This is a genomic window from Bradyrhizobium sp. WBAH42 (genome assembly GCF_024585265.1).
Taxonomy (GTDB): domain Bacteria; phylum Pseudomonadota; class Alphaproteobacteria; order Rhizobiales; family Xanthobacteraceae; genus Bradyrhizobium.
Window position 1 is genome coordinate 3,491,419 of the sequence record NZ_CP036533.1, and the last position, 22,192, is coordinate 3,513,610.

Sequence of the window (22,192 nt, forward strand, 5' to 3'; positions counted from 1 at the left end):
TACGAAACTGGTTTTCTTGGCTTCCGCCGTCGCTCTTCACTCGCAATGACGAAACTATGCGGCTGCCCACCCGCATGGTACATGGCATACCGAGAGCACCCAGCGAGCACCGGTTTGGCGAAGGCAAAGCGACCTCTGAAATGGCAGCGCGACCCCGAGGGGATGCGGCTGCGCATTCTCGAAGCCGCCAAGCAGGAGTTTTCCGCCCATGGCCTTGCCGGCGCGCGCGTCGACCGCATCGCGGCCAAGGCCGGCGCCAACAAGCGCATGCTCTACTACCACGTCGGCAACAAGGACGAGCTCTATCTCGCCGTGCTCGAAGGCGCCTATGACAAGATCCGCAGCGAGGAGCGGGGGCTCGACCTCGAACATCTCGATCCGCCCGAGGCCATCCGCCGCCTGATCGAGTTCACCTGGAACTACTTCCTGCGCAACCCCGAATTCCTGTCGCTGCTGCAGACCGAGAATCTGGCGCGCGCCAAGCACCTGAAGAAATCGACCAAGGTCAAGTCGATGCACTCGCCCTTCGTCGAGATGATCCGCACCGTGGTGCGCCGCGGCGTCGAGGGCGGGGATTTCCAGGTCGCGGTTGACCCGGTGCAGCTCTACATCTCCATTGCGGCGCTCAGCTTCTTCTATCTCTCGAACTCGGCAACGCTCAGCGTGATCTTCGGCCGTGATCTCCTGGACAAGAAGGCCAAGGACGAGCGGCTGGCGCACATGTCCGGCCTCGTGCTGGCGGCATTGACGGGCAAGTCCGCCGAGCTGTTCGAGATCGCGAAGGCCCCGAAGTCGCGGACTGCGGTGGTGCAGGCGGTGTAGCCTGTAGCCCAGATGAGCGACTTGCTCCGTCATTGCGAGCGCAGCGAAGCAATCCAGAATCTTTCCGCGGAGACAGTCTGGATTGCTTCGCTGCGCTCGCAATGACGACGTGGAGGCGGGCGCACCTCGCTCCGCTCTCGTGCCCCGGACGCAGCGCAGCACGTGCCGCTTCCCGGGTCCCGGCTCAGCGCAGCAACGCTTCGCGTTGCAGCGCGTCCGGGACACGAGAGGAGGCCGGAACCCCGGCGCAAAACGTCACAGGGAAAGCTCTGGACAGTATTTATCCAACGGGTTAATTTCTCGCCATAACGAAGAAGACTGCCGGGAGTGAAAATTGGCCGAGCCGAAGCCGCAAAACGCTGTTTCCAAGCTGCTGAATGCGGCCTGGGTTCGGCCGTTCTTGTTCCTGGTCTTCATCGTCGTCGCCTGGGATCTCGCGATCCGGATCTTCAAGATTCCCGCCTACCAGATCCCGTCGCCGCTCGACGTCGTCGCGGTGCTGCGCACCGAATGGCCGGAGCTGCTGCGCCAGTCCTGGCCGACCACCTATGCAACCGTCTGCGGCTTCCTGCTGTCGGCGCTGTTCGGCATTCCCGTCGCGATGCTGATCGCGGGGTCGAAGACGGTGGAGAGCTACGTCTATCCGCTGCTGGTGTTCTCGCAATCCGTGCCGAAGATCGCGATTGCGCCGCTGTTCGTGGTCTGGTTCGGCTTCGGTATCATTCCAAAGGTGATCTCGGCCTTCCTGCTCGGCTTCTTCCCGGTGGTGGTCTCCGCGGTGCAGGGTTTCAAGTCGGTCGACCCCGACATGGTCGATCTCGCCCGCGCCATGCAGGGCAGCCGCCTGCAGGTGTTCCGCGCGGTGAACCTGCCGCATGCGCTGCCCGCGATCTTCTCCGGCCTCAAAGTCTCGGTGACGCTCGCCGTCGTCGGCGCGGTGGTCGGCGAGTTCGTCGGCTCCAATTCCGGCATCGGCTATGTGATGCAGCGCTCGATCGGTACGTTCGACCTGCCGACGATGTTTGCGGCGCTGGTGATCCTCGCGCTGCTCGGCGTGGTCCTGTTCTGGATCGTCGACCGGATCGAGAAGCTGGTCATTCCCTGGCATGTCAGCCAGCGCGAAGACGTGATCTTTGCATCCTGACTAAAGCAACGAGCGGCCACCAACGGCCGACGCAACAAACGGCAAGGGAGAGAAACGATGAGGAAGTGGATTGGGGCTGCATCCGTGGCACTGCTGGCGTTCGCAGCCATGCCGGCGCAGGCCGCCGACAAGGTCGTGCTGATGCTGAACTGGTACGTCTATGGCGAGCACGCGCCGTTCTATTACGGTAAGGCCAAGGGCATCTACGCGGCCGAAGGCATCGAGCTCGAGATCCAGGAAGGCCGCGGCTCGGCTGCGACCACGCAGGCCGTCGCCGCCAAGACCGCCGATTTCGGCTATGTCGACGTCCCCACCATGATGCGCGCCGCGATCAAGGGCGCGCCGGTGGTCGCGACCGGCGTGCTGCTGCAGACCTCGCCGATGTCCGCCATGGGCTTCGCCGACAAGAACATCAGGAAGCCCGAAGACATCAAGGGGAAGACGGTGGCGATCACGCCAGCGGATTCCATGACGCAGATCTGGCCGTTGTTCCTGAAGAAGACGGGCCTGAAGGAGAGCGACTTCCAGACGGTCGCCGGCGACGGACAGACCAAGCTCAACGCCGTCATCAACGGACAGGCCGATCTGTTGCTCGGCTACGTCATGGACCAGTCGATGAAGATCAAGGACGCGACGGGCAAGGACGTCTACCCGATCAAGTTCGCCGACTACGGCATCAACATGGTCTCCTCGGGCATCATCGCCAACGCCGACTATGTGAAGGCCAATGCCGATCTCGTCCGCCGCTTCATGTCGGCAACGACGAAAGCGGTCGAGGCCGCCGAGAAGGAGCCGAAGGCCGCGGCGCAGTCGATCCTCGATGCCAACCCGAAGGGCGGCAAGATCGACACGCTGACGCAGGGCTTTGAGCTGACCATTCCGCTGTACCGGACCGCGGAGACCAAGGGCAAGCGGCCGTTCCAGGTCACCGACCAGAACATGGCCGAGACCGTCAATCTGCTGGTCGAATATGGCGGGCTCGATGCCAAGGCCAAGGAGAACCCGAAGGCCTTCTATACCAACGATTACCTGCCGAAGAGCGGCTCGTGACTGCCTTCGTCATTGCGAGCGAAGCGAGCAATCCAGACTGTCTCTGCGGAAAGACTCTGGATTGCTTCGTCGCTTCGCTCCTCGCAATGACGAGGCTGATCAGCGGCGTTCGATGGGATATGATTGAATGATACCAAAAAAGGCCGATCAAGCGGACCAGCCGGCCGCTCACCTCCGATTGGTGTCAGACCGGGCCGGGGACGGTTCAGGCATCAAGCTGTCGGGCGTGTCGAAGACCTATCGGACGCGCGACGGCGACGTGCCGTCGCTGCGGCCGCTCGACTTCCACATCAATGACGGCGAGTTCTTCGTCGTGGTCGGCCCATCCGGCTGCGGCAAGTCCACGCTGCTCAAACTGATCTCGGGTCTGCTGGCGCCGACCACGGGCGAGATCCTGGTCGAGGGCGAGAAGGTGACGACGCCGCACGGCAATGTCGGCATCGTGTTCCAGAACGCGCTGCTCTTGCCCTGGCGCAACATCCTGGGCAACGTGATGCTGCCGATCGACATGAAGCGCCTGCCGCGGCAGGAATATCTCGATCGTGCCAAGCAGCTGTTGAAGCTGGTCGGCCTCGAAGGCTTCGAGAAGAAATTGCCCTGGCAGCTCTCCGGCGGCATGCAGCAGCGCGCCTCGATCTGCCGTGCGCTGGTGCATGATCCCAGGATCATGCTGATGGACGAGCCGTTCGGCGCGCTCGATGCGCTGACGCGCGAGCGCATGAATGTCGAATTGATGCGGATCCAGCGCGAGACCAGGAAGACGGTGCTTCTGATCACGCACTCGATTCCGGAAGCCGTGTTCCTCGCCGACCGCGTGCTGGTCATGACCGAGCGGCCCGGCGCGATCGCCGCGATCTACGACGTGCCGCTGCCGCGCCCGCGCTCGCTCGACGTGATGGCCGATCCGGTGTTTACGGAGCTCGTGCAACGCATCCGCAAGCATTTCTTCTCGCAGGGTGCATTGGATTAGGTTATGGGATCTGCCGTTAGCCACCACGACGCCGGTGCGCTCCCTCCCCCGCCTGCGGGGGAGGGCTGGGGAGAGGGTGTCTCCGCTGGCAAGACTCCCCAAGAGGATAGAACCCTCACCCGGCACTTCGTGCCGACCTCTCCCGCAAGCGGGAGAGGTGCACCGCGCCAGTGGCCAGACCTCGCTCACCAACTTCGTCAAGCTGCAACACCATGTCCCCGCGCCTGAAGCTGCGAGACATCGCCTTCTTCGAACGTCCCGTGCAATTCGCGCGACCGTTCCGCTTCGGCGCGATCACGATCAACGCGACGCCGCAGCTGTTCGTGCGGGCCGAGATCGAGGTCGAGGGCAGGGGAAGCGCGGTCGGCGCCAGTGCGGAGTTGCTGGTGCCGAAATGGTTCGACAAGCGCCCGGAGTTGTCGCCGGCGCAGACGGTCGACGGCTTGCGCCGGTCACTTGAGATCGCACGCGGGCTCTATCTGGCACGCACCGGATATCAGACTGCGTTTGATCTGCACGCCTCGTGCATCGGTGCCCAGGTCGCGACCTGCGCGAAGAAGAACATTCCGGCCCTTGCGGCGGCTTATGGCCCGGCGGAGATCGACAAGGCGATTCTCGATGCGCTACTGCGTGGCGTGGAGACCAATTTCTTTGACGGGATGGCTGCCAACATCGCGGGCATCGATGCGCGGCTTTCTCCCGACCTGAGCGAAAGGGACATCAGGACGTTTCTCTCCAGCCGGGTGCCGCTGGAGCGCGTTTCCATCAGGCATACCGTCGGCCTGGATGATACCGTCGAAGGCGAGGGCGGCGTTGCCGATCCACGCGAAAACGCCGGTGCACGTTACTTCAAGCTCAAGCTGTCGGGCGATCCCGCTGCCGATGCGGCGCGGCTCGCACGGATTGGCAAGGAGCTCGACACGCTTGGGCGCGACGTCAAAGTGACGCTCGACGCCAACGAGCAATATGCCGACCTCGCCGCCTTGCAGGCGCTGATGGACCGGCTGGATCATAATGCCGCTCTGCGACCGATCGCGACGCGTCTGCTCTATGTCGAACAACCGATGCCGCGCGACACCACGCGGCAATCGCCGCTCGGCGCACTGGCCGGGCATGGCTTCATCATCGACGAGGCCGACGATTCCTACGATGCGTTCCCGGCGGCACGGGCGCTGGGCTATCGCGGCATCTCGTCGAAGTCCTGCAAGGGTCTCTACAAGTCGATCATCAATGCGACGCGCGCCGCGAAATGGAGCGCGGAAGGCGAAACCTTCTTCATCACCGGTGAGGACCTGACCTGCCAAGCCGGTCTTGCCGTGCAGCAGGACCTCGCGCTCGGCGCCTTCATCGGCGTCACCCATGCCGAACGCAACGGCCATCACTACGTCGACGGCTTCGGCGAGACGCCCGCCGCCGAGGCACGCGCCTTCGCGGCCGCGCATCCCGATCTCTATGCCGATGCCGGGCAGGGCATCCGCCTCAAGATTCACAGCGGCGATCTCCTGACGGGATCGCTTCACACAGCAGGCTTTGCGACGTCGGTCCATCCGGACTGGTCGGCGCTGCGCCCGCTCGAACAGCCAGGATCACTTCAGGAGCAATTGGCATGACCACCCAACGCCTCGGCCTCATCATGAACGGCGTCACCGGCCGCATGGGGCTCAATCAGCATCTGATCCGCTCGATCGTCGCGATCCGCGACCAGGGCGGCGTCCGCCTGAAGAACGGCGACCGCGTCATGCCGGATCCGATCCTGGTCGGCCGCAACGCCGAGAAAGTCGAGGCGCTGGCCAAGCGCTACAACATCACGCGCTGGACCACCGATCTCGACGCCGCGCTTGCCGACAAGAACGACACCATGTTCTTCGATGCCGCGACCACGCAGGCGCGCCCCGGTCTGCTGACCCAGGCCATCAACGCCGGCAAGCATGTCTATTGCGAGAAGCCGATCGCGACCAATTTCGAGGAAGCGGTCGAGGTCGTGAAGCTCGCGAATGCCAAGGGCGTCAAGCACGGCACCGTGCAGGACAAGCTGTTCTTGCCGGGGTTGAAGAAGATCGCCTTCCTGCGCGATTCCGGTTTCTTCGGCCGCATCCTCTCGGTGCGCGGCGAGTTCGGCTATTGGGTGTTCGAGGGCGGCTGGCAGGAGGCGCAGCGGCCGTCCTGGAACTATCGCGACGAGGACGGCGGCGGCATCATCCTCGACATGGTCTGCCACTGGCGCTACGTGCTCGACAACCTGTTCGGCAACGTCCAGAGCGTGAGCTGCATCGGCAACACCGATATTCCCGAGCGCTATGACGAGCAGGGCAAGAAGTACAAGGCGACGGCTGATGATTCCGCCTACGCCACGTTCCAGCTCGACGGCGGCATCATCGCCCACATCAACATGTCCTGGGTGACGCGCGTCTATCGCGACGACCTCGTCACCTTCCAGGTCGACGGCACGCTCGGCTCGGCGGTCGCGGGCCTCTCCGACTGCATGATCCAGGCGCGGCAGGCAACGCCCCGGCCAGTGTGGAATCCCGACGAGAAGCGGCTGCACGATTTCTACGGCGACTGGCAGAAGCTGCCGGACAACGTCACCTACGACAACGGCTTCAAGGAGCAGTGGGAAATGTTCATCCGCCACGTCTACGAGGACGCGCCCTACAAGTTCACGCTGCTCGAAGGTGCCAAGGGCGTGCAGCTCGCCGAATGCGCGCTGAAGAGCTGGAAGGAGCGGCGCTGGATCGACGTCGCCCCGATCAAGGTCTGAGGTTGATTGGATAAGCCGCGATGTCTACCAAGCCGTCATGGCGAGGAGCGAAACGACGAAGCAATCCAGGCTGCCGCCGCGGAGGCATTCTGGATTGCTTCGCTTCGGTCGCAATGACGGGGAGAGGTTCGAAATCATGAACAAGCCAGTCCAACCAATGTCGTCATTGTCGCTCAAGCTGCCGAAGACCGATCGCTCGATCGAGACCTACCGGCTCGCGGCTTCGCGCACGTTTCCCGCAAAGCTCGAAGGGCCGCTGAACCGCATCGCCTTCTCGGCCGTGCACACCGTGGCCGATCCCTTCGCGGACAACGATCCCTGGCTGTCGGTTGCCGTCGACTGGGACAAGACCATCGCCTTTCGCGAGCACGTCTGGGACCTCGGTCTCGGCGTTGCCGAAGCCATGGACACCGCGCAGCGCGGCATGGGGCTGGACTGGCCGACCTCGCTGGAGCTGATCACGCGCTCGGTCGCCGCCGCCAAGCGCCGCAACGCGCTGGTGTTCTCAGGCGCCGGCACCGATCATCTCGCAGTGGAGGACGCCAGAAGCCTCGACGACGTCATCCGTGCCTATGAAGAACAGGTCTCGGCGGTCGAGAAGGTCGGCGGCCGCATCATCCTGATGGCCTCGCGCGCGCTGGCCAAGCTGGGCCGCAACGCCGACGATTACGCGAAAGTCTACGATCGCGTGCTCTCGCAGGTCCGTGAGCCCGTCATCATCCACTGGCTCGGCGACATGTTCGATCCGGCCCTGACCGGATATTGGGGCACCGGGGATCTCGACAAGGCCATGGACATTGCGGTCGCCATCATCAACGGCAACGCCGCCAAGGTCGACGGCGTCAAAGTCTCGCTGCTCGACGAGCAGCGCGAGATCGACATGCGCCGGCGTCTCGACAAGCGCATCAAGATGTACACCGGCGACGATTTCAACTACGCGGAGCTGATCGCCGGCGACAGCCAAGGCTTTTCCCACGCGCTGCTCGGCATCTTCGATGCCATTGCGCCGGCGGCGTCCTATGCGCTGTCGCGGCTGGCGGCAGGAGACGAGGCCGGCTTCCACGACGTGCTGGGGCCAACGGTGCCGCTGTCGCGTCACATCTTCAAGGCCCCGACGCGGTTCTACAAGACCGGCGTCGTGTTCATGGCCTATCTCAACGGCCACCAGGATCATTTCACCATGGTCGGAGGACAGGAGAGCACCCGCTCCACGCTGCATCTCGCCGAGCTGTTCCGTCTCGCCGACAAGGCCGGCCTGCTCGCCAACCCCGAACTCGCGACGCTTCGGATGAAGACCGTGCTCGCCACCCACGGTATCGAACCCTGATGCGCGATTTTTCGTCCGACCACCGCTGGCTGTCGCTGAACACGGCGACCGTCCGCAAGCAGGGTGACCTCATCGAAATCATCGATGCCTGTGCAAGACAAGGTATCCGTGCCATCGATCCCTGGCGCGACCAGGTGGCCGCCGTCGGTCTCGACCGCGCCGCACGCGCGGTGCGCGAGGCCGGCCTCGATCTCTCAGGCTATTGCCGCGGGGGCATGTTCACCTCGGATGCCTCGCGCCGGGGCGAGGTGCACGACGACAACCGCCGCTGTGTCGACGAGGCCAAGGCGCTGGGCGCGCCCTGCATCGTCCTCGTCGTCGGTGGCCTGCCGCAATATTCGCGGCCGGGCAGCGAGGCGTCGAAGGATCTCGTGGCGGCGCGCGGGCAGGTCGAGGACGCCCTGGCCGACATGCTCGACTACGCGAGGCAAGCCAAACTGCCGCTGGCGATCGAGCCGTTGCATCCGGCCTATGCCGCTGACCGTGCCTGCGTGAACACGACAAAGCAGGCGCTCGACATCTGCGACCGGCTCGATCCCAAGCGTACCGGCATGCTCGGCGTCGCGCTCGACGTCTATCACATCTGGTGGGACCCGGAGCTGATGGACCAGATTGCACGCGCCGGCAAGGATCGCCTGCTCGCCTTCCACGTCTGCGACTGGCTGGTGCCGACAAAGGACATTCTCAACGACCGCGGCATGATGGGCGACGGCGTCATCGACATCAAATCGGTACGTGCGGCCGTCGAAGCGCAGGGCTTTGCCGGCTATTCCGAGATCGAGATCTTCTCCAACGACTGGTGGGGCAAGCCGATGGAGGAGGTGCTGCGCACCTGCATCGCGCGGCACAGGACGGTGGTATAGTTAACACAAGCGCCACAGCGTTCCCTCGTTCCTCGAAGCGAGAGAACGCTCCGACAAGAACTTTGGAGGCGCCCGAACCGTGCAGCCGGTGTGATCGTCTACGAGTGCAGCGGTCTGATGTTCTGGTTCATGTGGAAGAAGTTCATCGGATCGTACTTGGCCTTCAAGGCGGCGAGGCGGTCGTAGTTGTCGCCGTAAGTGGCCTTAAGTCTGCTGTCGTCTCCATCCTCCATCATGAAATTCACATAGCCGCCGTCGGCCGAGTAGGGATGCACGGCCTTCCAATAGTCCTTGGTCCAGCGCGTGATTTCGCCTGCTTTTTGCGGATTGGGATCGATACCGGCGATGACCATCGACCAGGTCGCGTCGCGCGTGTTCCAGGCGGTCTCGCTCTTGCCGACGCGATGGACGGCGCCATCGATCGGATAGAGATGCATGAGCGATAGCGCGCTCGGTGCTTTTCGGGCCTGCTCGATATGCGCGTCGATTGCTTCGTCGGTCAGTTCCTTCACGAAATCGCCGCGCCAGTACCACTGCAGACCTTTCGGGAAGAACGGATCGAACATGGACTGGAGGGCCGGATAGGGCATTTCGCCCATCCAATTGAAGAGCGGCGGGGGCAGCTCACCGAGCAACCCCGCTATGACCGCCTTGCCGTCTTCTGTCGGACCATTGTAGCAGGCAATGATGGCGCAGGCGCGCTTGCCCTGATGATCCGGCGGGAACGGGTCCATCGGCGGAACGGTCTTCAAGCCGACAAAGGCCCCGAGCTCCTCGGGAGCGCTGCGGAGGAAATCCCTGTACTTCTGCATCACGGTCCGGGCATTTTCGAGATCCCAGAAGATCGGACCGGCATATACCATCGTCACAGGATGAGCCTGGAACAGGAAGCTCGTGACGATGCCGAAATTGCCGCCGCCCCCGCGCAGTCCCCAGTAAAGATCGGCGTTCTCCGACTTGTTGGCGGTGACGATGCGTCCATCCGCGAGCACGACATCCGCCTCGAGGAGATTGTCGATGGTGAGGCCATGCTTGCGGGTCAGGTATCCCGTGCCGCCGCCGAGCGTAAGGCCGGCGATCCCAGTGGTCGATACAATGCCGGCCGGCACGGCAAGCCCGTAGATGTGCGTGGCGTGGTCGACATCGCCTTGCGAGCAGCCGGGTCCGACGCGGACGGTACGAGCGCCGGGATCGACCCGCACGCCTTTCATCATCGACATGTCGATCATCAGTCCGTCTTCGACACTGCTGAGGCCCGGCCCATTGTGGCCGCCTCCGCGGATCGCGACCTGGAGATCATTGTCCCTTGCAAAATTGACGGCTGCGACGACGTCAGCGACGTCGGCGCATCGCGCGATCATCATTGGACTCTTGTCGATCATACCGTTGTAGAGGCTCCGCACGGCGTCATAGTCGGCATCCATTCGCCTGATAACCGGGCCGCGCATATTGCCGATGAAGGTTTCGGTGGCCATGCTCTGCATGATGTCCTCCTATTCCACCCATGATCGGTCATTGGGTCGGAGGTTGCTCGCAGGGCTCCTCGAGCGTTCTCCGCCCGTTATGAAAAGGTAGATCAAGCGCAGCGCGATAGCCATCGCAAATCGACTACGCGTATGGGCAAGCCGATGAACGAGGTGCTGCGCACCTGCATCGAACGGTACGGGAAGGTGGTGTGCCTCCGCTTTCGGCGATCGAACGACATTGGTTGGACTTGCTGTCCGATCGACCCAGTTGCGAATGCGAAGCCGCGAGCTGCTGGGAGTACCACCAATGATGTAGTGACTGCCATCAGCTTTCAGGCAGAATATCATCCCGATGCCGCTGCCCCGCCACAGTCTGTGCCAGATCGGAGGTGGTAATCAGCGGCCTCAACGGTCAGCAGGCGCGGCGGATGCACCCATGCCTGTTGATCTTGCATGGCCCCGACGTGCAACCGTCGGGGCCATTGTTGTGATCGCGTGACGAGGCTGGCGAGCTTTGCCGAACGGCGCACTTTATTGCGGGGAAAGACCGCCAAGGACGATCTTGCAATTTAATGCGCCGGGCCAAACTGGTTTCAGATCAAATTTTGCCGGGGCGCGCTTTGTTCGGTGAAAAGGCAGACGATTGCGCTGTCATCGATTCACCGCCAAACACCGGGCTATCACTCGTCAATTCGATCTGCGAAGCTGTGACAACACAAATGCGCTTGTAAGCAAGCAAGCGCGAGGGGAGGTTCGCAGTGGATCAAGTGCGACGCATGCGTGCGATGGGCTCATTGTGCCGCCAACAGGCAGCCTACAACAGCATGAACAAGTGGAAGCTGCTCGCAGAAGCAGAGTACTGGGATCATCTGGCCGATCTTGCGGTGTCGTCTCACTTCCAGCAATGCAACGCCATTGCCTCGAATGAGGCCGAGCAGTCTCAATCGATCACAAACGCGAGTGATGCTGGGTCAACGACGATTTCCGTCGCGTGAGGTCAGAAAGGCCGTGCACCCATGAAAGGAAGGTCGGCTCTGAGTGCTGATCGTCCAGAGCATGACTGCTTGTGACCCCACAGCGGAGTTGACTCGTGTTCAGTTCCAATAACGCAAGTGTAGGGTTGCCGTGTCACCCGTGGGCTTGCTGTGGCAACGTCTGAAGTTTGGAAAAGCGCGATCATGGTCGGGTAAGCTCCTCCATGAGCGCCTTGGCGGAACGAAGGTCCGGCGTTTCGAAGCCTTCCGTAAACCAGCCGTAAACCGAGCCAAGAAGGCGCCGCGCGTCGGCCGTCCTGCCCTGGTCGCGCCAAAGCCGAGCCAAACTCATTGCAGCACGTAATTCAAAGGACTTTGCGCTCTGTCTTTGCGCGACCTTGAGTGCAGTTTGCAAATACCCCTCGACCTCGTCAGCTGGAGCACCACGAAAGTGGTGCAGTTCACCGTCGATGCATGCAAGTTCTGCCTCCCACATATGCTCGCCGCTGTGCGCGGCAAGGGCCTTTGCTTCGGCAAGGGTAGCGACGCCGTTGTCGTAGTCGCTCAAGTGGAGGTAGGTGGCCGCGAGCATCCACAAGTACCGAACCTGGTACCAACTGGCTCCGAGCCTGTTCCGCTCGTTCAGACTGAGGCGCATGAGCGCCAGGCCGGCCTCCACGTTGCCCTCTTGCGCCATTGCCCAGCCCCGCAGGATGAGGCCGCTCACGCGCCAATAGTTCAAGCTGTTCTGATCGGCGAGATGGATGATGGCGTCGGCGTGCGCATGTACGGCCGCCACGTTTCCCATTAGCTCCGCAAGAGCCGCCTCGCCATAGACCTGCACATGCGCGGTAAGGTTCGTCTGATTCAACTCCATGGCGTATTGAGATGCGGCACGGCTAGTCCGCTGAGCCTGTTCGGGGTAACCAAGAACCCAAAGCACAATCGCCAAGTAGGGTAGCGCCGAGGCCTTCGGGTCATGTACGTAGTGCACAGGCGGCGGCCGATGCTCCTCTGGCTGATAGCGACTCAAGATCGTTTCGAGCTCCGAGCGTGCGGTCAGAAAATCACCGGAATGCATTGCGGTGAGCGCGGCCAGACGATGCGCAGCCAATTCCAGTGCTGTGTGCCCGGTGCGCTCGGCGGCGCGCTGCGCTTCGGCAACGAGGCTCTGCATGGCAGCAAGGTCGCCGCGCACGAAGTGGAAAATGAATTTGCCGCTAAGGGTGGAAAACAAGGCACCCGTGTCGTCGAGCTCATAGCAGAGCGCATGAGCCCTGCTGAAGGCTGTGCCAAGCTGCGGAGCCGTGTATCCGTGAATGGCAATCAGTGGACCTCCGATTGCTGTTTGCAGAGCGAGTTCCTGGCGATCACGCTCCGGCCCTTGTGGATTGGACTTGAGTGCCTCCAGTCCCCTTGTGAGATGGGTGATCGCTTCGAGATTGGCGGAACGCGCAGCCGCGATACGGCCGGCCCGCAGCCAATAGTCCACCGCTTTTCCTGCCAGTCCACCCTCGGTGAGATGCAGAGCGATCGTCTCCGGCTCCGCCTCCGCACGGGCAGGGTAATGTTGTTCGAGAGCTGCAGCTATGCGGGCATGGATCTGCTGCCGCTTGCTCTTGAGGAGGCTTTCGTGCGCGATGTCCTGCACCAGCGCATGTTTGAAGCTGTAGCCAACATTCGGAGGTGCGCCACGACGGAATATCAGTTCCGCGGCCAATAGATCATTGAGAGCATGCTGGAGCGCGTGCTCGTCGAGCGCCGTCACAAGGCGCAGAAGATCGTGTCCGAATTCGCGTCCGATGCAAGCTGCAATCTGGGCAACTTCCTTTACCGGCGCCAATCGATCAAGGCGGGCCATCAAGGAGTCCTGCAGCGTCGTCGGGATCGCCAGCGGCGGTAATGGGCCGATCAACTCATAGCGGCTGCCCTGATCTTTGAGCAGCCCGGATTCGACGACGGCCTTGGTGAGCTCCTCGACGAACAACGGCACGCCGTCGGTCTTGGCCAAAATCTGCTCGAGCACCTCCTGAGGGAGCATTTTGCCGCCCGTGATCCGGTCAACGACTGCCGCCCCTTGCCTACGTCCCAGTCGGCTTAGAAAGAGCGCTGTCACGTGTCCATGACCCGTCCAGCGCGGAATGAACTCGGGCCGGAAGGTAACGATCATCAAGATCGGAAGTCGCTGCGCCTCGTCGACAAGCCGATCGAGAAGTTCGAGCATAGAAGGGTCTGCCCAATGGACGTCCTCGTAAACGGCAAGCACTGGCTGTCTTGCCGCTAAGCCTTGTATCTGTTCCAGAAGGGCCTGGAAGGTTCGCTCCTTCTTCTGGTGCGGACTAAGTGCAAGGGGTGGGTATCTCTCTCCGGTCGGGATTGCCAGGAGATCCGCGAGAACCGGCGCGCTCTCATGCACATCGTCCGCACCAAGAGCAAGCATGGCCTCGAGTTTATCGAGCTGTTCGTCGGAAGCGTCCTCCCGCCGTATTGCCGCTGCCCGTTCAAGGAGGCCAACGACGGGATACAAGGCGGTGTTGGTATGAAATGGTGAACAGAAATGGCTCAGCGGCGTGTGCGGCACACGTGCGACCTGGTCGCGTAAGGCTCGCACGAGCCGCGACTTGCCAATGCCGGCCTCGCCGCCGAGCAGGACGATCTGTCCTTCCCGCTCTTTCGCCCGCTCCCAGCGATCCAGGAGCAATGCAAGTTCTTCATTCCGTCCGACCAGAGCGGTCGTTGCCATGCCATGCTGGGCCTCGAACCTGCTCTCTGCTGCGCCTTCACCAATGACAAGCCACGCCTGCACCAGTTCCGGGAAACCCTTGAGAGGCACCGTGCCGAGGTCGTGGTACGTGAAAGCTTCGCCGAGTAGGCGGCGGGTCGACTCGGCAATCACCACATCACTCGGCTTGGCCAGACCTTGCAGTCGGGCGGCTAGGTTTGGTGTTTCGCCGATGACTGCGCGCTCGCGAGCCTCTCCCTCGCCAATCAGCTCGCCGACCACGACCAGACCGGTTGCGATGCCGACGCGGGCGGCGAGCGCTGCACCACCCGGTTCGGTAAGGGATGCGACCGCCTTGGTCACTCGAAGCCCAGCGCGAACGGCGCGCTCCGCCTCATCTTCGTGCGCCCGCGGCCAGCCGAAATAAGCGAGAACGCCATCGCCCAGGAATTTGGCTATGTGGCCTTCAAATCGGTCGATCTCGCCCACCACGGTGTTATGGTAGGCCTGCAAGAGGTCACGCAGCTCCTCGGGATCGCGCCCTGAAGCAAGTGCCGTCGAGCCGACCAGGTCGACGAACATGACTGTGAGCTGCCGACGCTCCGCGTCCGAAGGGATCGATGGCTTCGCGTAGTCGGCAGGTCCATTGGCCTCGACAGCCACCCGAGCAATCGGCGGAGCGAGTGCATGGATTGCCCTTAGCAAAGCCTTGCGCGGGCCGAGTGGCAAGCCAAGCTCCCGCAGGTCGGCTTCGGTCAGTTCTGGCAAAATCTCGGACGTGATTTCAGCGTCGCGAAACGTCTTTATGTAGCGCTCCAGCCCGAGACCGCGAAGCCATTGCGCGATATCCACGATAAGCCTCCTCGTGCCGCATCAGGCAACGGTCAGCTCAATTGAACGTATGCAACTTCAGCTTCAGCGAACCATCTGCCTGACGCTCAAACACGTGGGTTGCTATCCCGCCTGCAGGTTGGCTGGCGCCATCCGCTGTCTTACCGTTGGCACTCCAATGGGCCGTGCCGTAGACGATATTCTCATCTCCACCGGCGTCGATGACGACTAACCTGTGATCGGTGAATCCGCTTGAAAACAGCCCAGCAAAGAAGCTCTCGATCGCTGTCGGACCGGATATCACTTGATGCGTCGGCGGCAACAATTTGGCGTCTGACACGTAAGTCGCCGCGATAGCCCTGGCATCTGCTTTGTTGAATGCTGAATCCCACGCGGCGTACGCCGCAGCAATGTCGTGTTTTATGGAGGAAGCTAATGCTGTCATGATCCCTCCCTCAATCGCGGGGTTGCCTTCGCAGGAGACCGATTACGTCACCTGACGTCGTTCGACCGCTGCGCAAAATGCAACGAGAGAACGCGACGTCCTCACGGGCCTGCGACCTGTTGCAGCCTGTTGAAGCGCGCCTTCTGCTCGCTGCTCAGCGTGGCATAGAATTCGTCCAGGGCCGGCTCGACCAGCTTCGCGGCCGTCAACATGGCCTCGAGCCGGTGCTGCATCGTCTCGAGCCGTCCAATAGGCGTCAGCGGCGCATCGTTCGGACAGGCCGCCTGGAGGCCCTCAACGCCCTTCGCCGTCGCTTCGCTGAGCCGATCGAGCGCCTCCTTCTGCTTACCAGCGGGGTGGAGCACGGCTTCGATCCTCTGGATCGGCAGCTGCGTCAGGCTGGACTTCGGATCGCCGCAGCCCTCGCTACTCGCCTCCTGCTGCTGCGGAGAGCGCTCGCCGACATTGGGACCGAGCGCGTTGAAGCGGGCCTGCTGCTCGTCACTGAGCGAGTTGTAGAAATTCTCCAGCGCCGGTCGAACGATCTTGACGGCTTCAAGCGTCGCGCTGATGCGGTTCATCATCGCGCGCAAGCGGCCAGGAGGAGTCAGTGCATAAGTCTCCGTGCACGAGTCCTTGAACACACCGGCAGCGTTGGCCGCCGCCGTCTTGAGCTCGTCCAACAATGCGCGTTGCTCCGGCGTCGGCCGCACCGCCTGTGCGATATCGGCAAGCGGCCAGGCGGTCACGCCCTTGTCCGGTGTGGCGCACAATTGCTGAAGCATCTGCGGGCTCACGCTGGCGCGCTGGCGCGCGCGGTAGCTGCCGCCGGCTTGCGGAGTGTCATACGGGTAGGTGCTGGCATAAGCGGAGTAAGGGCCGTCACCGCCCCAGAACACGGTGTCGACGAAGTCGTCATAGGCGTACGCCCAATATCCGGGCTCGTAGGCATAGGACCAGAACGTGTAGTTGAAAATGTCGGAATAGGCGTAAGGCCAGAACACGGGCCCAAGCCAAGCCACGAACACCGCGGGATGACGGTGACGCCAGGCCTGTCGGGGAGCCCAGCCGCTTTGGCGGGCGGCGAGCGCCGCCTGGGTCTGCGGAGTGGCCTGGTCGCGGAAGCGCTCGGCAAACCGGCCGCGCTGGGTGGCCTGCGCAGCCGCAAGTGTCGCAGCGCGCTCCGCCGGGGCCTGCAATCCAAGCCGCTGCTGGCGCGCCAGGTCAATTTGCTGCGCGCGCTGCTCTCGGCCGAGCAAACGGTTCTGCGCCTGGAGCGTCCGTTGCTGCTCGCGCAACGCTCGCACGCCTTCGGGCTTTTGCGACTGCAATTGCTGCACCCGCTGCTGCAGGCGTTCGATGCGGGCCTGGCGCTCCGTTGTCTGGCGCGTCAGCATGTCGCGCTGGCGCTGCTCGACCTGCTGCGAGCGCTGTTGGACACGTTGCTCGCGCTCAAGAAGGCGGCTCTGCGACTGCAGCAACCGTTGCTGCTGTTGTCGCGCCCTTGGGTCTTCCGTCTTCTGCGATTGCAATTGCTGCACGCGCTGCTGCAAGCGGTCGATGCGGTCTTGGCGTTCCGCGGATTGGCGCGAAAGCATCTGGCGCGGCGGTCCCGATCGCTCGCTCACGGCCGGGGGTGCACTTGGGCGCGAAGGGGTGGCGATATGCGGCGTCGGCCGCGGCGCCATGGCCGGACGTTGTGGCGCTGCCGGCGGGGGGTGGAATTCGCGCCGCGGCGCCGCCACCTGCGGGGCGGCTCGCGGGGCACTGAATTGTGGGCTCGGGCGCGGTGGCGGTGATGCGATGTGCGGCGCCGGACGTGGCGCCATTGCCGGCCGCTGCGGCGCGGAAGGGGGATGGAATGCCGGCGCGGCGGGACGCGCCATGGCTGGCGGTGCCGCCGGACGCGCCATGGCTGGCGGTGCCGCCGGACGAGCCATTGCTGGCGGTGCTGCTGGACGAGCCATAGCCGGTGGTGCTGCCGGACGGGCCATGGCCGGTGGTGCTGATGGCGGCGCTGCGGCTGCCCCTGGTGGTCCACCTCGTCCGTGTCCGAGGGGTCCCTGGGCCGACGCGCTCGTCGTCAGCATCGAGGCACCAACTAAAACAGCCGTCAGGCAAACGCCACGCGGAAGCATGATCTTCGCTCCCAGCTCGTAATCGCCCACGACTTTCAACGCACGGCCGGCGGAATCGTTCGTTGCTGGCCACTGCCGGCATTGCGATCTTCCGACGCAGGCAGCCTCAAGAGAGATCCTGCGTCAGGGTGGTGGCGAGCCGCTCCAGCGCCCAGTCGATCTCGAGCGGCCGTCCAGGTTTGACCAGCTTGGCGGCCGTCAGTATGGCCGCTCTGAATTTGCGTCCGCGTTCGGCGGCAGAAGGGGCATTGGTCGGACTCGCGGCTCGCTGGCCGCGGTTGACCCAACCGAAACATTGGCCCGGGGCTTCTGTCCCACGTTTTGCGTTAGGACCACGGCGGCTCTTCGCTCGCCCCGGCTGCCTCGTGGTGGATCGTGAAACCCGCCGAACGCAAGCCGGTCAGCAACACAGTTCTTACAGAGGCAGGATCGAATCCAATATCCTTGGCGTTTGGCGGATGTGCCTCGCTGCCCTTCAATCGGAGCGCCAAGTGCAATTGCTCGCAAAGGTGCTGAACCACGAGATTGACCTGATCGTCAGTCATGATCTGCATTTCCTGCTACCGTTTTGCCTCCCAATTAGTAGCACACATGAAAATAGGCCGGTACGCGATAGTCGAATGATCGGCGCGAACGGGCGCCCGATGATCCGGCGCCGGCCTGTGAGTCGGCCCTGGTTGCAGCGCAGTCAACGCTGGCTGCGCTCCAGGCTTCACCGCCCGACGACCAGCAACATATTTCCATCGATACTGCTCTGCACTATGGCGATGCCGCATACCGCAATATTGGCTCTGGCAATCGCCTCGACTTCACCGCCGTCGGGCGCGACATCAACATCCTCAGCCGGCTGGGAGGCGATGGGGCGGCTTGAAAAACGCTCTCAGCGGCGGCAATCTTGACATGACTGAGGCCTCGATCTTGAGAATCTCGGCTTATGCCGATCGATGCAAGGATCGACGATGAAGCAGCGGCTTATAATGTGGCTTGCCGTTGTTGCGAGCGTCGCCTTGGTGCTCGCCGTCGCCTGGGCCGCCATCCTCTGGACCCGTCCGGAGCCTATTCGTATCGCATTCGCCAATTCGCTCTCTGGCCCGTCCGCTCCGGCCGGGACGGAAAGCCTGGTCGCGACGCAGCTTGCAATCGACGAGGTGAACGGCAAGGGTGGCGTCAACGGGCGGCCGATTGAACTCGTTCTGTTCGACGACGCAAGCGATCCAGCCGTGGCGCGCGCGAATGCGCAGGCGATCGCCAACAGCCCATGCGTCGCTGTGCTCGGGCACTATCTCAGCTCCGCATCGATCGCGGCGGCGCCGGTATATAAGGACGCGCGGATCCCGGCACTCACGGGAGGCGCGGCTGCCGACGAGCTGACATCCGGTCATGAATACTACTTTCGTGCGCTGTCACCGGTCTCCGCGCAGGCGCGCTCGATCGCGGAACATCTGCGCGCCGTGATGAAGGAGCCAAAAGTCCGCCTTGTTCACACGCTCGATTCCTATGGCAAGAGCTTTGCGCGCGGATTTGCGGCTACCTATCCGTCGGAGCAGTTGCGCGCATTCGGACTGGACGTCGCCCCGAGTCGGATTGGATCGATGGACGAGGCGCTGGACGCCGCCGCGCAGGAACCTGGCCCTGGCATCATCGTCGTTGGCGCGGCAGCCGATTATATCGCAGCCATCGTCAAGGGGCTGCGCCGCCGCGGCATCAAGGGCACGATCATCACAACCCAGGGGGCGGGTCGCGAAAGCTATTTGAAGAATTTCGTCGACGAGCCCGAGGAAAAAGCGCGTCCGGGTTTCTTTAGTGAGAATCTGTATGCCGCATCGTCGCTGATTTTCGATAGCGCCGGCGAGGCGGCGCAGGTTTTTGCTGCCGACTACAAAGCGAAAGCGGGAACCTCCCCAAGCTGGGTTGGCGGCGGCTCGTATGACGCCGCGCGTCTGATGATCGATGCGCTGAGACGAGCTGCCGTACATCGCCGGTTTATGAGTCAGGGGATTCAGAAACAATCCGACAGCAAGGCTGCAGATCGCGACCGCGTGCGCGTCGCACTGGCCGCAATCGACAGTCCGAAATCGGCGGTCGTCGGGCTGACCGGGCGACTCTATTTCAATGCGAACCGCGACATTCCGCGCCCGATCCGAATGGGCTTCTTCCGCTACGGTCGGTTCGTCACGGCGCCGCTGCAACTCGTGCGGATCGATCAGCCTAGTGGAATCGATCTCGCTGCAGAACAGGAGGCGGGCCATGTCATCGCGTTCGAGGATCGGCGCTACTGGATTCAGCGCGTTGTTTATACCGGCATCGACATCATTCGCGTCGGCCGGATTGACGTGAAGCAAAATTCGTTCAACGTCGACTTCTATCTCTGGATGCGGTTCGCTGGCGACGATGCGGCGGAGACGCACGTCGAATTCCCGGCCTTGCTGGATCGTGGGGCGTTCGATCCGGCTCGGCCGATGCAGGCTGGAAAGGAAGATGGCCTGAGCTATCGGCTCTATCGCGTCAGCGGCGATTTCAAGGCCCGTTTCGATCTCCATGATTATCCGTTCGACACGCAGCAGTTGCGTCTGCATTTCCAGAATACGGAACAGCGGCGGGAACTCATCACCTATGTCATCGATCGGTTCGGCTTGCGCCTCGCCGACGACGGAAGCTCGCGGGCCGAGGACGGGGCCTATTCCGGACTTCAGCTCTGGCGATTTCTCGGACTGAACTATTTCGTCGAATCCCTGTCCAGTGGCTCGACGCTCGGAAAGGCGTCCTTGTTTGGCGCCGAAGCAAGTACGGAATTTGCGGGCTTCGATGCGGTCATCATGCTGCGCCGCAGCTCCGCCATCTACATGCTGAAGAACCTGCTGCCGCTGTTTCTGCTCGTGCTCGTCGTATTCACGACGCTGTTCTTTCCCGAAACCATGTTTCGTGAACGCGTGACGATCCCAGTAACCTCGATCCTGGCGAGCGCGGTGCTGCTCGTAGCGGTGAACAGTCAGATCGGCGATGTCGGATACACGGTGGTGGTCGAAGAGATGTTCTACATCTTCTTTGTACTATGTCTCATGACGGTATTTGCGGGCTACAGGCATGAAAAACTTCGGGACGCCGGCCGAAAGCGCGTCGCAGTTGTTTTGGATCGCGCAGCGCAGGTCGTTTATGCCGGGACGGTGCTCGCTGTCATCGTCGTGCTCTACCGGCGTTATGCCGTGTGAGGCAAGCGTGGATACCTCGCCGACCCGCCACACCTTCTTGAAATTCAGGAGAAATCCTGCGTCAGGGTGGTCGCGAGCCGCTCAAGCGCCCAGTCGACCTGGTCGCTGGTGATCACCAGTGGCGGAGCAATGCGGATCGTTTGCTCATGGGTATCCTTGGCGAGGATGCCCTTGCCCTGGAGCGTCTCGCAGTAGCGGCGAGCGCGGCCGGCCTCGGGATGCAGCTCGACCGCCAGCATCAAGCCGCGCCCGCGCACCTCGCGGATCGTATTGGCGCGGATGGCTTTCAGGCCTTCCAGAAAGCGCGCGCCCTGCAGGGCCGCGTTCTCGATCATGCCTTCCTCGACCAGCACGCGCATCGCCGCGCGTGCCACCGCGCAGGCAAGTGGGTTGCCTCCGAAGGTCGAGCCGTGCTGCCCGGGCCTCAATGTCCCGAGCACTTCGTTGTTCGAGAGCACGGCCGAGACCGGATAGAAGCCGCCGGACAGGGCTTTGCCGAGCAGCGTCACGTCTGCTTCTATACCCTCGTGCTGTTCGGCGAGCAGCTTGCCGGTGCGGCCGAGCCCGGTCTGGATCTCGTCGAGCACCAGCATCACGTTGTTGGCGGTGCAGAGCTCCCGGACCTCAGTGAAATAGCCGGGCGGGGGAATGATGACACCGGCTTCGCCCTGGATCGGCTCGACCAGAAAGGCGACGGTGTTCGGCGTGATTGCGTCCCGCAGCGCTGCGGCGTCGCCGAACGGGATGATCTTGAAGCCCGGCGCGAACGGCCCGAAATGGGCGCGTGTCTCGGGATCGGTCGAAAAGCCGACGATGCCCAGCGTGCGTCCGTGGAAATTGTTGGCGCAGACGATGATCTCGGCCTGGCCGTCCGGCACGCCCTTCACCTCGTAGCCCCATTTGCGGACCGACTTGATCGCGCTTTCGACGGCCTCCGCGCCGCTGTTCATCGGCAGCACCTTGTGGGAGCCGGTGAGCGCCGCGACCTCCTCATAGAACAAGGCGAGCTGGTCGTTGTGGAAGGCGCGCGAGGTGAGCGTCAGCCTGTGCGCCTGTTCGACCATCGCGGCCAGGATCTTGGGGTGGCAGTGGCCCTGGCTGACCGCCGAATAGGCGGACAGGCAATCGAGGTACCGGTTGCCTTCGGTATCCCAGACCCAGACACCTTCGCCGCGCGCAAGGACGACCCCGATCGGCTCGTAATTGTGGGCGCCAAAGCGTGCTTCCGTCGCAACGAAATCAATGACCGACGCGCTCATCTGCCGTCACTCCATTGCTGCGCGGACGTCAACCGACGGCATCGCCGGTCGCGCCCAAATGAATGTGAGTATCGGTTTGCCAGCTCGGAAGCCTTGGTGCGCCGATGGCGCGGCGTGGCCTGATAGTCCCGAAATGTCAGGTGGTTCTGCCGGGCCACAGGGCGCCGTTCGGCGACCCAGGCTCTACGGTGCATGGGGTTGTTTTCGCAGTTTT

At 62.8% G+C, this 22,192-nt stretch carries 18 protein-coding genes; 12 read left to right on the forward strand and 6 right to left on the reverse strand.

Annotated features, from left to right (window positions below; translation table 11 throughout):
• Positions 1-114: 114 nt before the first annotated feature.
• From DCG74_RS16335 to DCG74_RS16370, 8 genes are all read left to right on the forward strand, one after another.
• Complete coding sequence (locus tag DCG74_RS16335; RefSeq protein ID WP_172783984.1) at positions 115-822, forward strand: TetR/AcrR family transcriptional regulator; 708 nt, start codon at positions 115-117, stop codon at positions 820-822.
• Between the two features lie 334 nt (positions 823-1,156).
• Positions 1,157-1,966, forward strand: a complete 810-nt coding sequence (locus DCG74_RS16340; protein WP_172783985.1) for an ABC transporter permease — start codon at positions 1,157-1,159, stop codon at positions 1,964-1,966.
• Between the two features lie 57 nt (positions 1,967-2,023).
• Positions 2,024-3,016 carry an ABC transporter substrate-binding protein gene (locus DCG74_RS16345; protein WP_172783986.1) on the forward strand — a complete coding sequence of 331 codons (993 nt, stop codon included), beginning with the start codon at positions 2,024-2,026 and terminating at the stop codon, positions 3,014-3,016.
• Positions 3,017-3,143: 127 nt separating this feature from the next.
• Positions 3,144-3,986 carry an ABC transporter ATP-binding protein gene (locus DCG74_RS16350; protein WP_172783987.1) on the forward strand — a complete coding sequence of 281 codons (843 nt, stop codon included), beginning with the start codon at positions 3,144-3,146 and terminating at the stop codon, positions 3,984-3,986.
• 212 nt (positions 3,987-4,198) lie between these two features.
• Complete coding sequence (locus DCG74_RS16355; protein ID WP_172783988.1) at positions 4,199-5,596, forward strand: hypothetical protein; 1,398 nt, start codon at positions 4,199-4,201, stop codon at positions 5,594-5,596.
• The gene (locus tag DCG74_RS16360) at positions 5,593-6,744 is read left to right on the forward strand and encodes a Gfo/Idh/MocA family protein (protein ID WP_172783989.1); all 1,152 of its coding nucleotides are present in this window, start codon (positions 5,593-5,595) and stop codon (positions 6,742-6,744) included. Before DCG74_RS16355 ends, DCG74_RS16360 begins: the two co-directional genes overlap by 4 nt.
• A 136-nt stretch (positions 6,745-6,880) precedes the next feature.
• A complete protein-coding gene (locus DCG74_RS16365; RefSeq protein WP_172783990.1) occupies positions 6,881-8,071 on the forward strand; it encodes a dihydrodipicolinate synthase family protein in 1,191 nt (396 codons plus the stop codon).
• Complete coding sequence (locus DCG74_RS16370) at positions 8,071-8,934, forward strand: sugar phosphate isomerase/epimerase (RefSeq protein ID WP_172783991.1); 864 nt, start codon at positions 8,071-8,073, stop codon at positions 8,932-8,934. The genes DCG74_RS16365 and DCG74_RS16370 overlap by 1 nt, the downstream gene beginning before the upstream one ends.
• Before the next feature lie 98 nt (positions 8,935-9,032).
• Here the strand turns inward: DCG74_RS16370 and DCG74_RS16375 are convergent, their stop codons facing one another.
• Entirely contained in the window at positions 9,033-10,418 is a 1,386-nt protein-coding gene (locus DCG74_RS16375) for an FAD-binding oxidoreductase (protein ID WP_172783992.1), read from the reverse strand.
• A 740-nt stretch (positions 10,419-11,158) separates the two neighbouring features.
• Between DCG74_RS16375 and DCG74_RS16380 the strand changes: the two genes are divergently transcribed.
• Positions 11,159-11,395: a hypothetical protein gene (locus tag DCG74_RS16380; RefSeq protein ID WP_172783993.1), complete on the forward strand. Its 237-nt coding sequence runs from the start codon at positions 11,159-11,161 to the stop codon at positions 11,393-11,395.
• Between the two features lie 181 nt (positions 11,396-11,576).
• On the opposite strand, the gene DCG74_RS16385 is transcribed toward DCG74_RS16380, so the two are convergent.
• From DCG74_RS16385 to DCG74_RS16395, 3 genes are all read right to left on the reverse strand, one after another.
• Positions 11,577-14,948, reverse strand: coding sequence for an AAA family ATPase (locus tag DCG74_RS16385; protein ID WP_172783994.1), 3,372 nt, complete (start codon positions 14,946-14,948; stop codon positions 11,577-11,579).
• 37 nt (positions 14,949-14,985) lie between these two features.
• On the reverse strand, positions 14,986-15,372 hold the full coding sequence (locus DCG74_RS16390) for a DUF4440 domain-containing protein (protein WP_172783995.1): 387 nt from the start codon (positions 15,370-15,372) through the stop codon (positions 14,986-14,988).
• Between the two features lie 101 nt (positions 15,373-15,473).
• Positions 15,474-16,394: a Spy/CpxP family protein refolding chaperone gene (locus tag DCG74_RS16395; RefSeq protein WP_257187586.1), complete on the reverse strand. Its 921-nt coding sequence runs from the start codon at positions 16,392-16,394 to the stop codon at positions 15,474-15,476.
• Positions 16,395-16,406: 12 nt separating this feature from the next.
• Here DCG74_RS16395 and DCG74_RS16400 point away from each other — a divergent pair, with 12 nt between their 5' ends.
• Both DCG74_RS16400 and DCG74_RS16405 read left to right on the forward strand, forming a co-directional pair.
• Positions 16,407-17,171 carry a hypothetical protein gene (locus DCG74_RS16400; RefSeq protein WP_246708775.1) on the forward strand — a complete coding sequence of 255 codons (765 nt, stop codon included), beginning with the start codon at positions 16,407-16,409 and terminating at the stop codon, positions 17,169-17,171.
• Positions 17,168-17,341, forward strand: a complete 174-nt coding sequence (locus tag DCG74_RS16405; RefSeq protein ID WP_172783997.1) for a hypothetical protein — start codon at positions 17,168-17,170, stop codon at positions 17,339-17,341. Before DCG74_RS16400 ends, DCG74_RS16405 begins: the two co-directional genes overlap by 4 nt.
• A 495-nt stretch (positions 17,342-17,836) precedes the next feature.
• On the opposite strand, the gene DCG74_RS16410 is transcribed toward DCG74_RS16405, so the two are convergent.
• On the reverse strand, positions 17,837-18,055 hold the full coding sequence (locus tag DCG74_RS16410; RefSeq protein ID WP_172783998.1) for a hypothetical protein: 219 nt from the start codon (positions 18,053-18,055) through the stop codon (positions 17,837-17,839).
• Between the two features lie 414 nt (positions 18,056-18,469).
• Between DCG74_RS16410 and DCG74_RS16415 the strand changes: the two genes are divergently transcribed.
• Positions 18,470-20,719 (forward strand): ABC transporter substrate-binding protein, encoded by a 2,250-nt coding sequence (locus DCG74_RS16415; protein ID WP_172783999.1) that lies wholly within the window; start codon positions 18,470-18,472, stop codon positions 20,717-20,719.
• Between the two features lie 44 nt (positions 20,720-20,763).
• Here DCG74_RS16415 and rocD read toward each other — a convergent pair whose 3' ends face one another.
• Positions 20,764-21,978 carry an ornithine--oxo-acid transaminase gene (rocD, locus tag DCG74_RS16420; protein ID WP_172784000.1) on the reverse strand — a complete coding sequence of 405 codons (1,215 nt, stop codon included), beginning with the start codon at positions 21,976-21,978 and terminating at the stop codon, positions 20,764-20,766.
• Between the last annotated feature and the right edge of the window lie 214 nt (positions 21,979-22,192).

Excerpts from the sequence above, each read along its gene's own strand:
- DCG74_RS16355 (WP_172783988.1), top strand. The coding sequence starts at position 4,199 with ATGTCCCCGCGCCTGAAGCTGCGAGACATCGCCTTCTTCGAACGTCCC.
- DCG74_RS16415 (WP_172783999.1), top strand. The coding sequence starts at position 18,470 with ATGAAGCAGCGGCTTATAATGTGGCTTGCCGTTGTTGCGAGCGTCGCC.
- DCG74_RS16365 (WP_172783990.1), top strand. The coding sequence starts at position 6,881 with ATGAACAAGCCAGTCCAACCAATGTCGTCATTGTCGCTCAAGCTGCCG.
- DCG74_RS16375 (WP_172783992.1), bottom strand. The coding sequence starts at position 10,418 with ATGCAGAGCATGGCCACCGAAACCTTCATCGGCAATATGCGCGGCCCG.
- DCG74_RS16370 (WP_172783991.1), top strand. The coding sequence starts at position 8,071 with ATGCGCGATTTTTCGTCCGACCACCGCTGGCTGTCGCTGAACACGGCG.
- DCG74_RS16360 (WP_172783989.1), top strand. The coding sequence starts at position 5,593 with ATGACCACCCAACGCCTCGGCCTCATCATGAACGGCGTCACCGGCCGC.
- DCG74_RS16410 (WP_172783998.1), bottom strand. The coding sequence starts at position 18,055 with ATGACTGACGATCAGGTCAATCTCGTGGTTCAGCACCTTTGCGAGCAA.
- DCG74_RS16390 (WP_172783995.1), bottom strand. The coding sequence starts at position 15,372 with ATGACAGCATTAGCTTCCTCCATAAAACACGACATTGCTGCGGCGTAC.
- DCG74_RS16345 (WP_172783986.1), top strand. The coding sequence starts at position 2,024 with ATGAGGAAGTGGATTGGGGCTGCATCCGTGGCACTGCTGGCGTTCGCA.
- DCG74_RS16400 (WP_246708775.1), top strand. The coding sequence starts at position 16,407 with ATGACGGTGACGCCAGGCCTGTCGGGGAGCCCAGCCGCTTTGGCGGGC.
- DCG74_RS16350 (WP_172783987.1), top strand. The coding sequence starts at position 3,144 with ATGATACCAAAAAAGGCCGATCAAGCGGACCAGCCGGCCGCTCACCTC.
- rocD (WP_172784000.1), bottom strand. The coding sequence starts at position 21,978 with ATGAGCGCGTCGGTCATTGATTTCGTTGCGACGGAAGCACGCTTTGGC.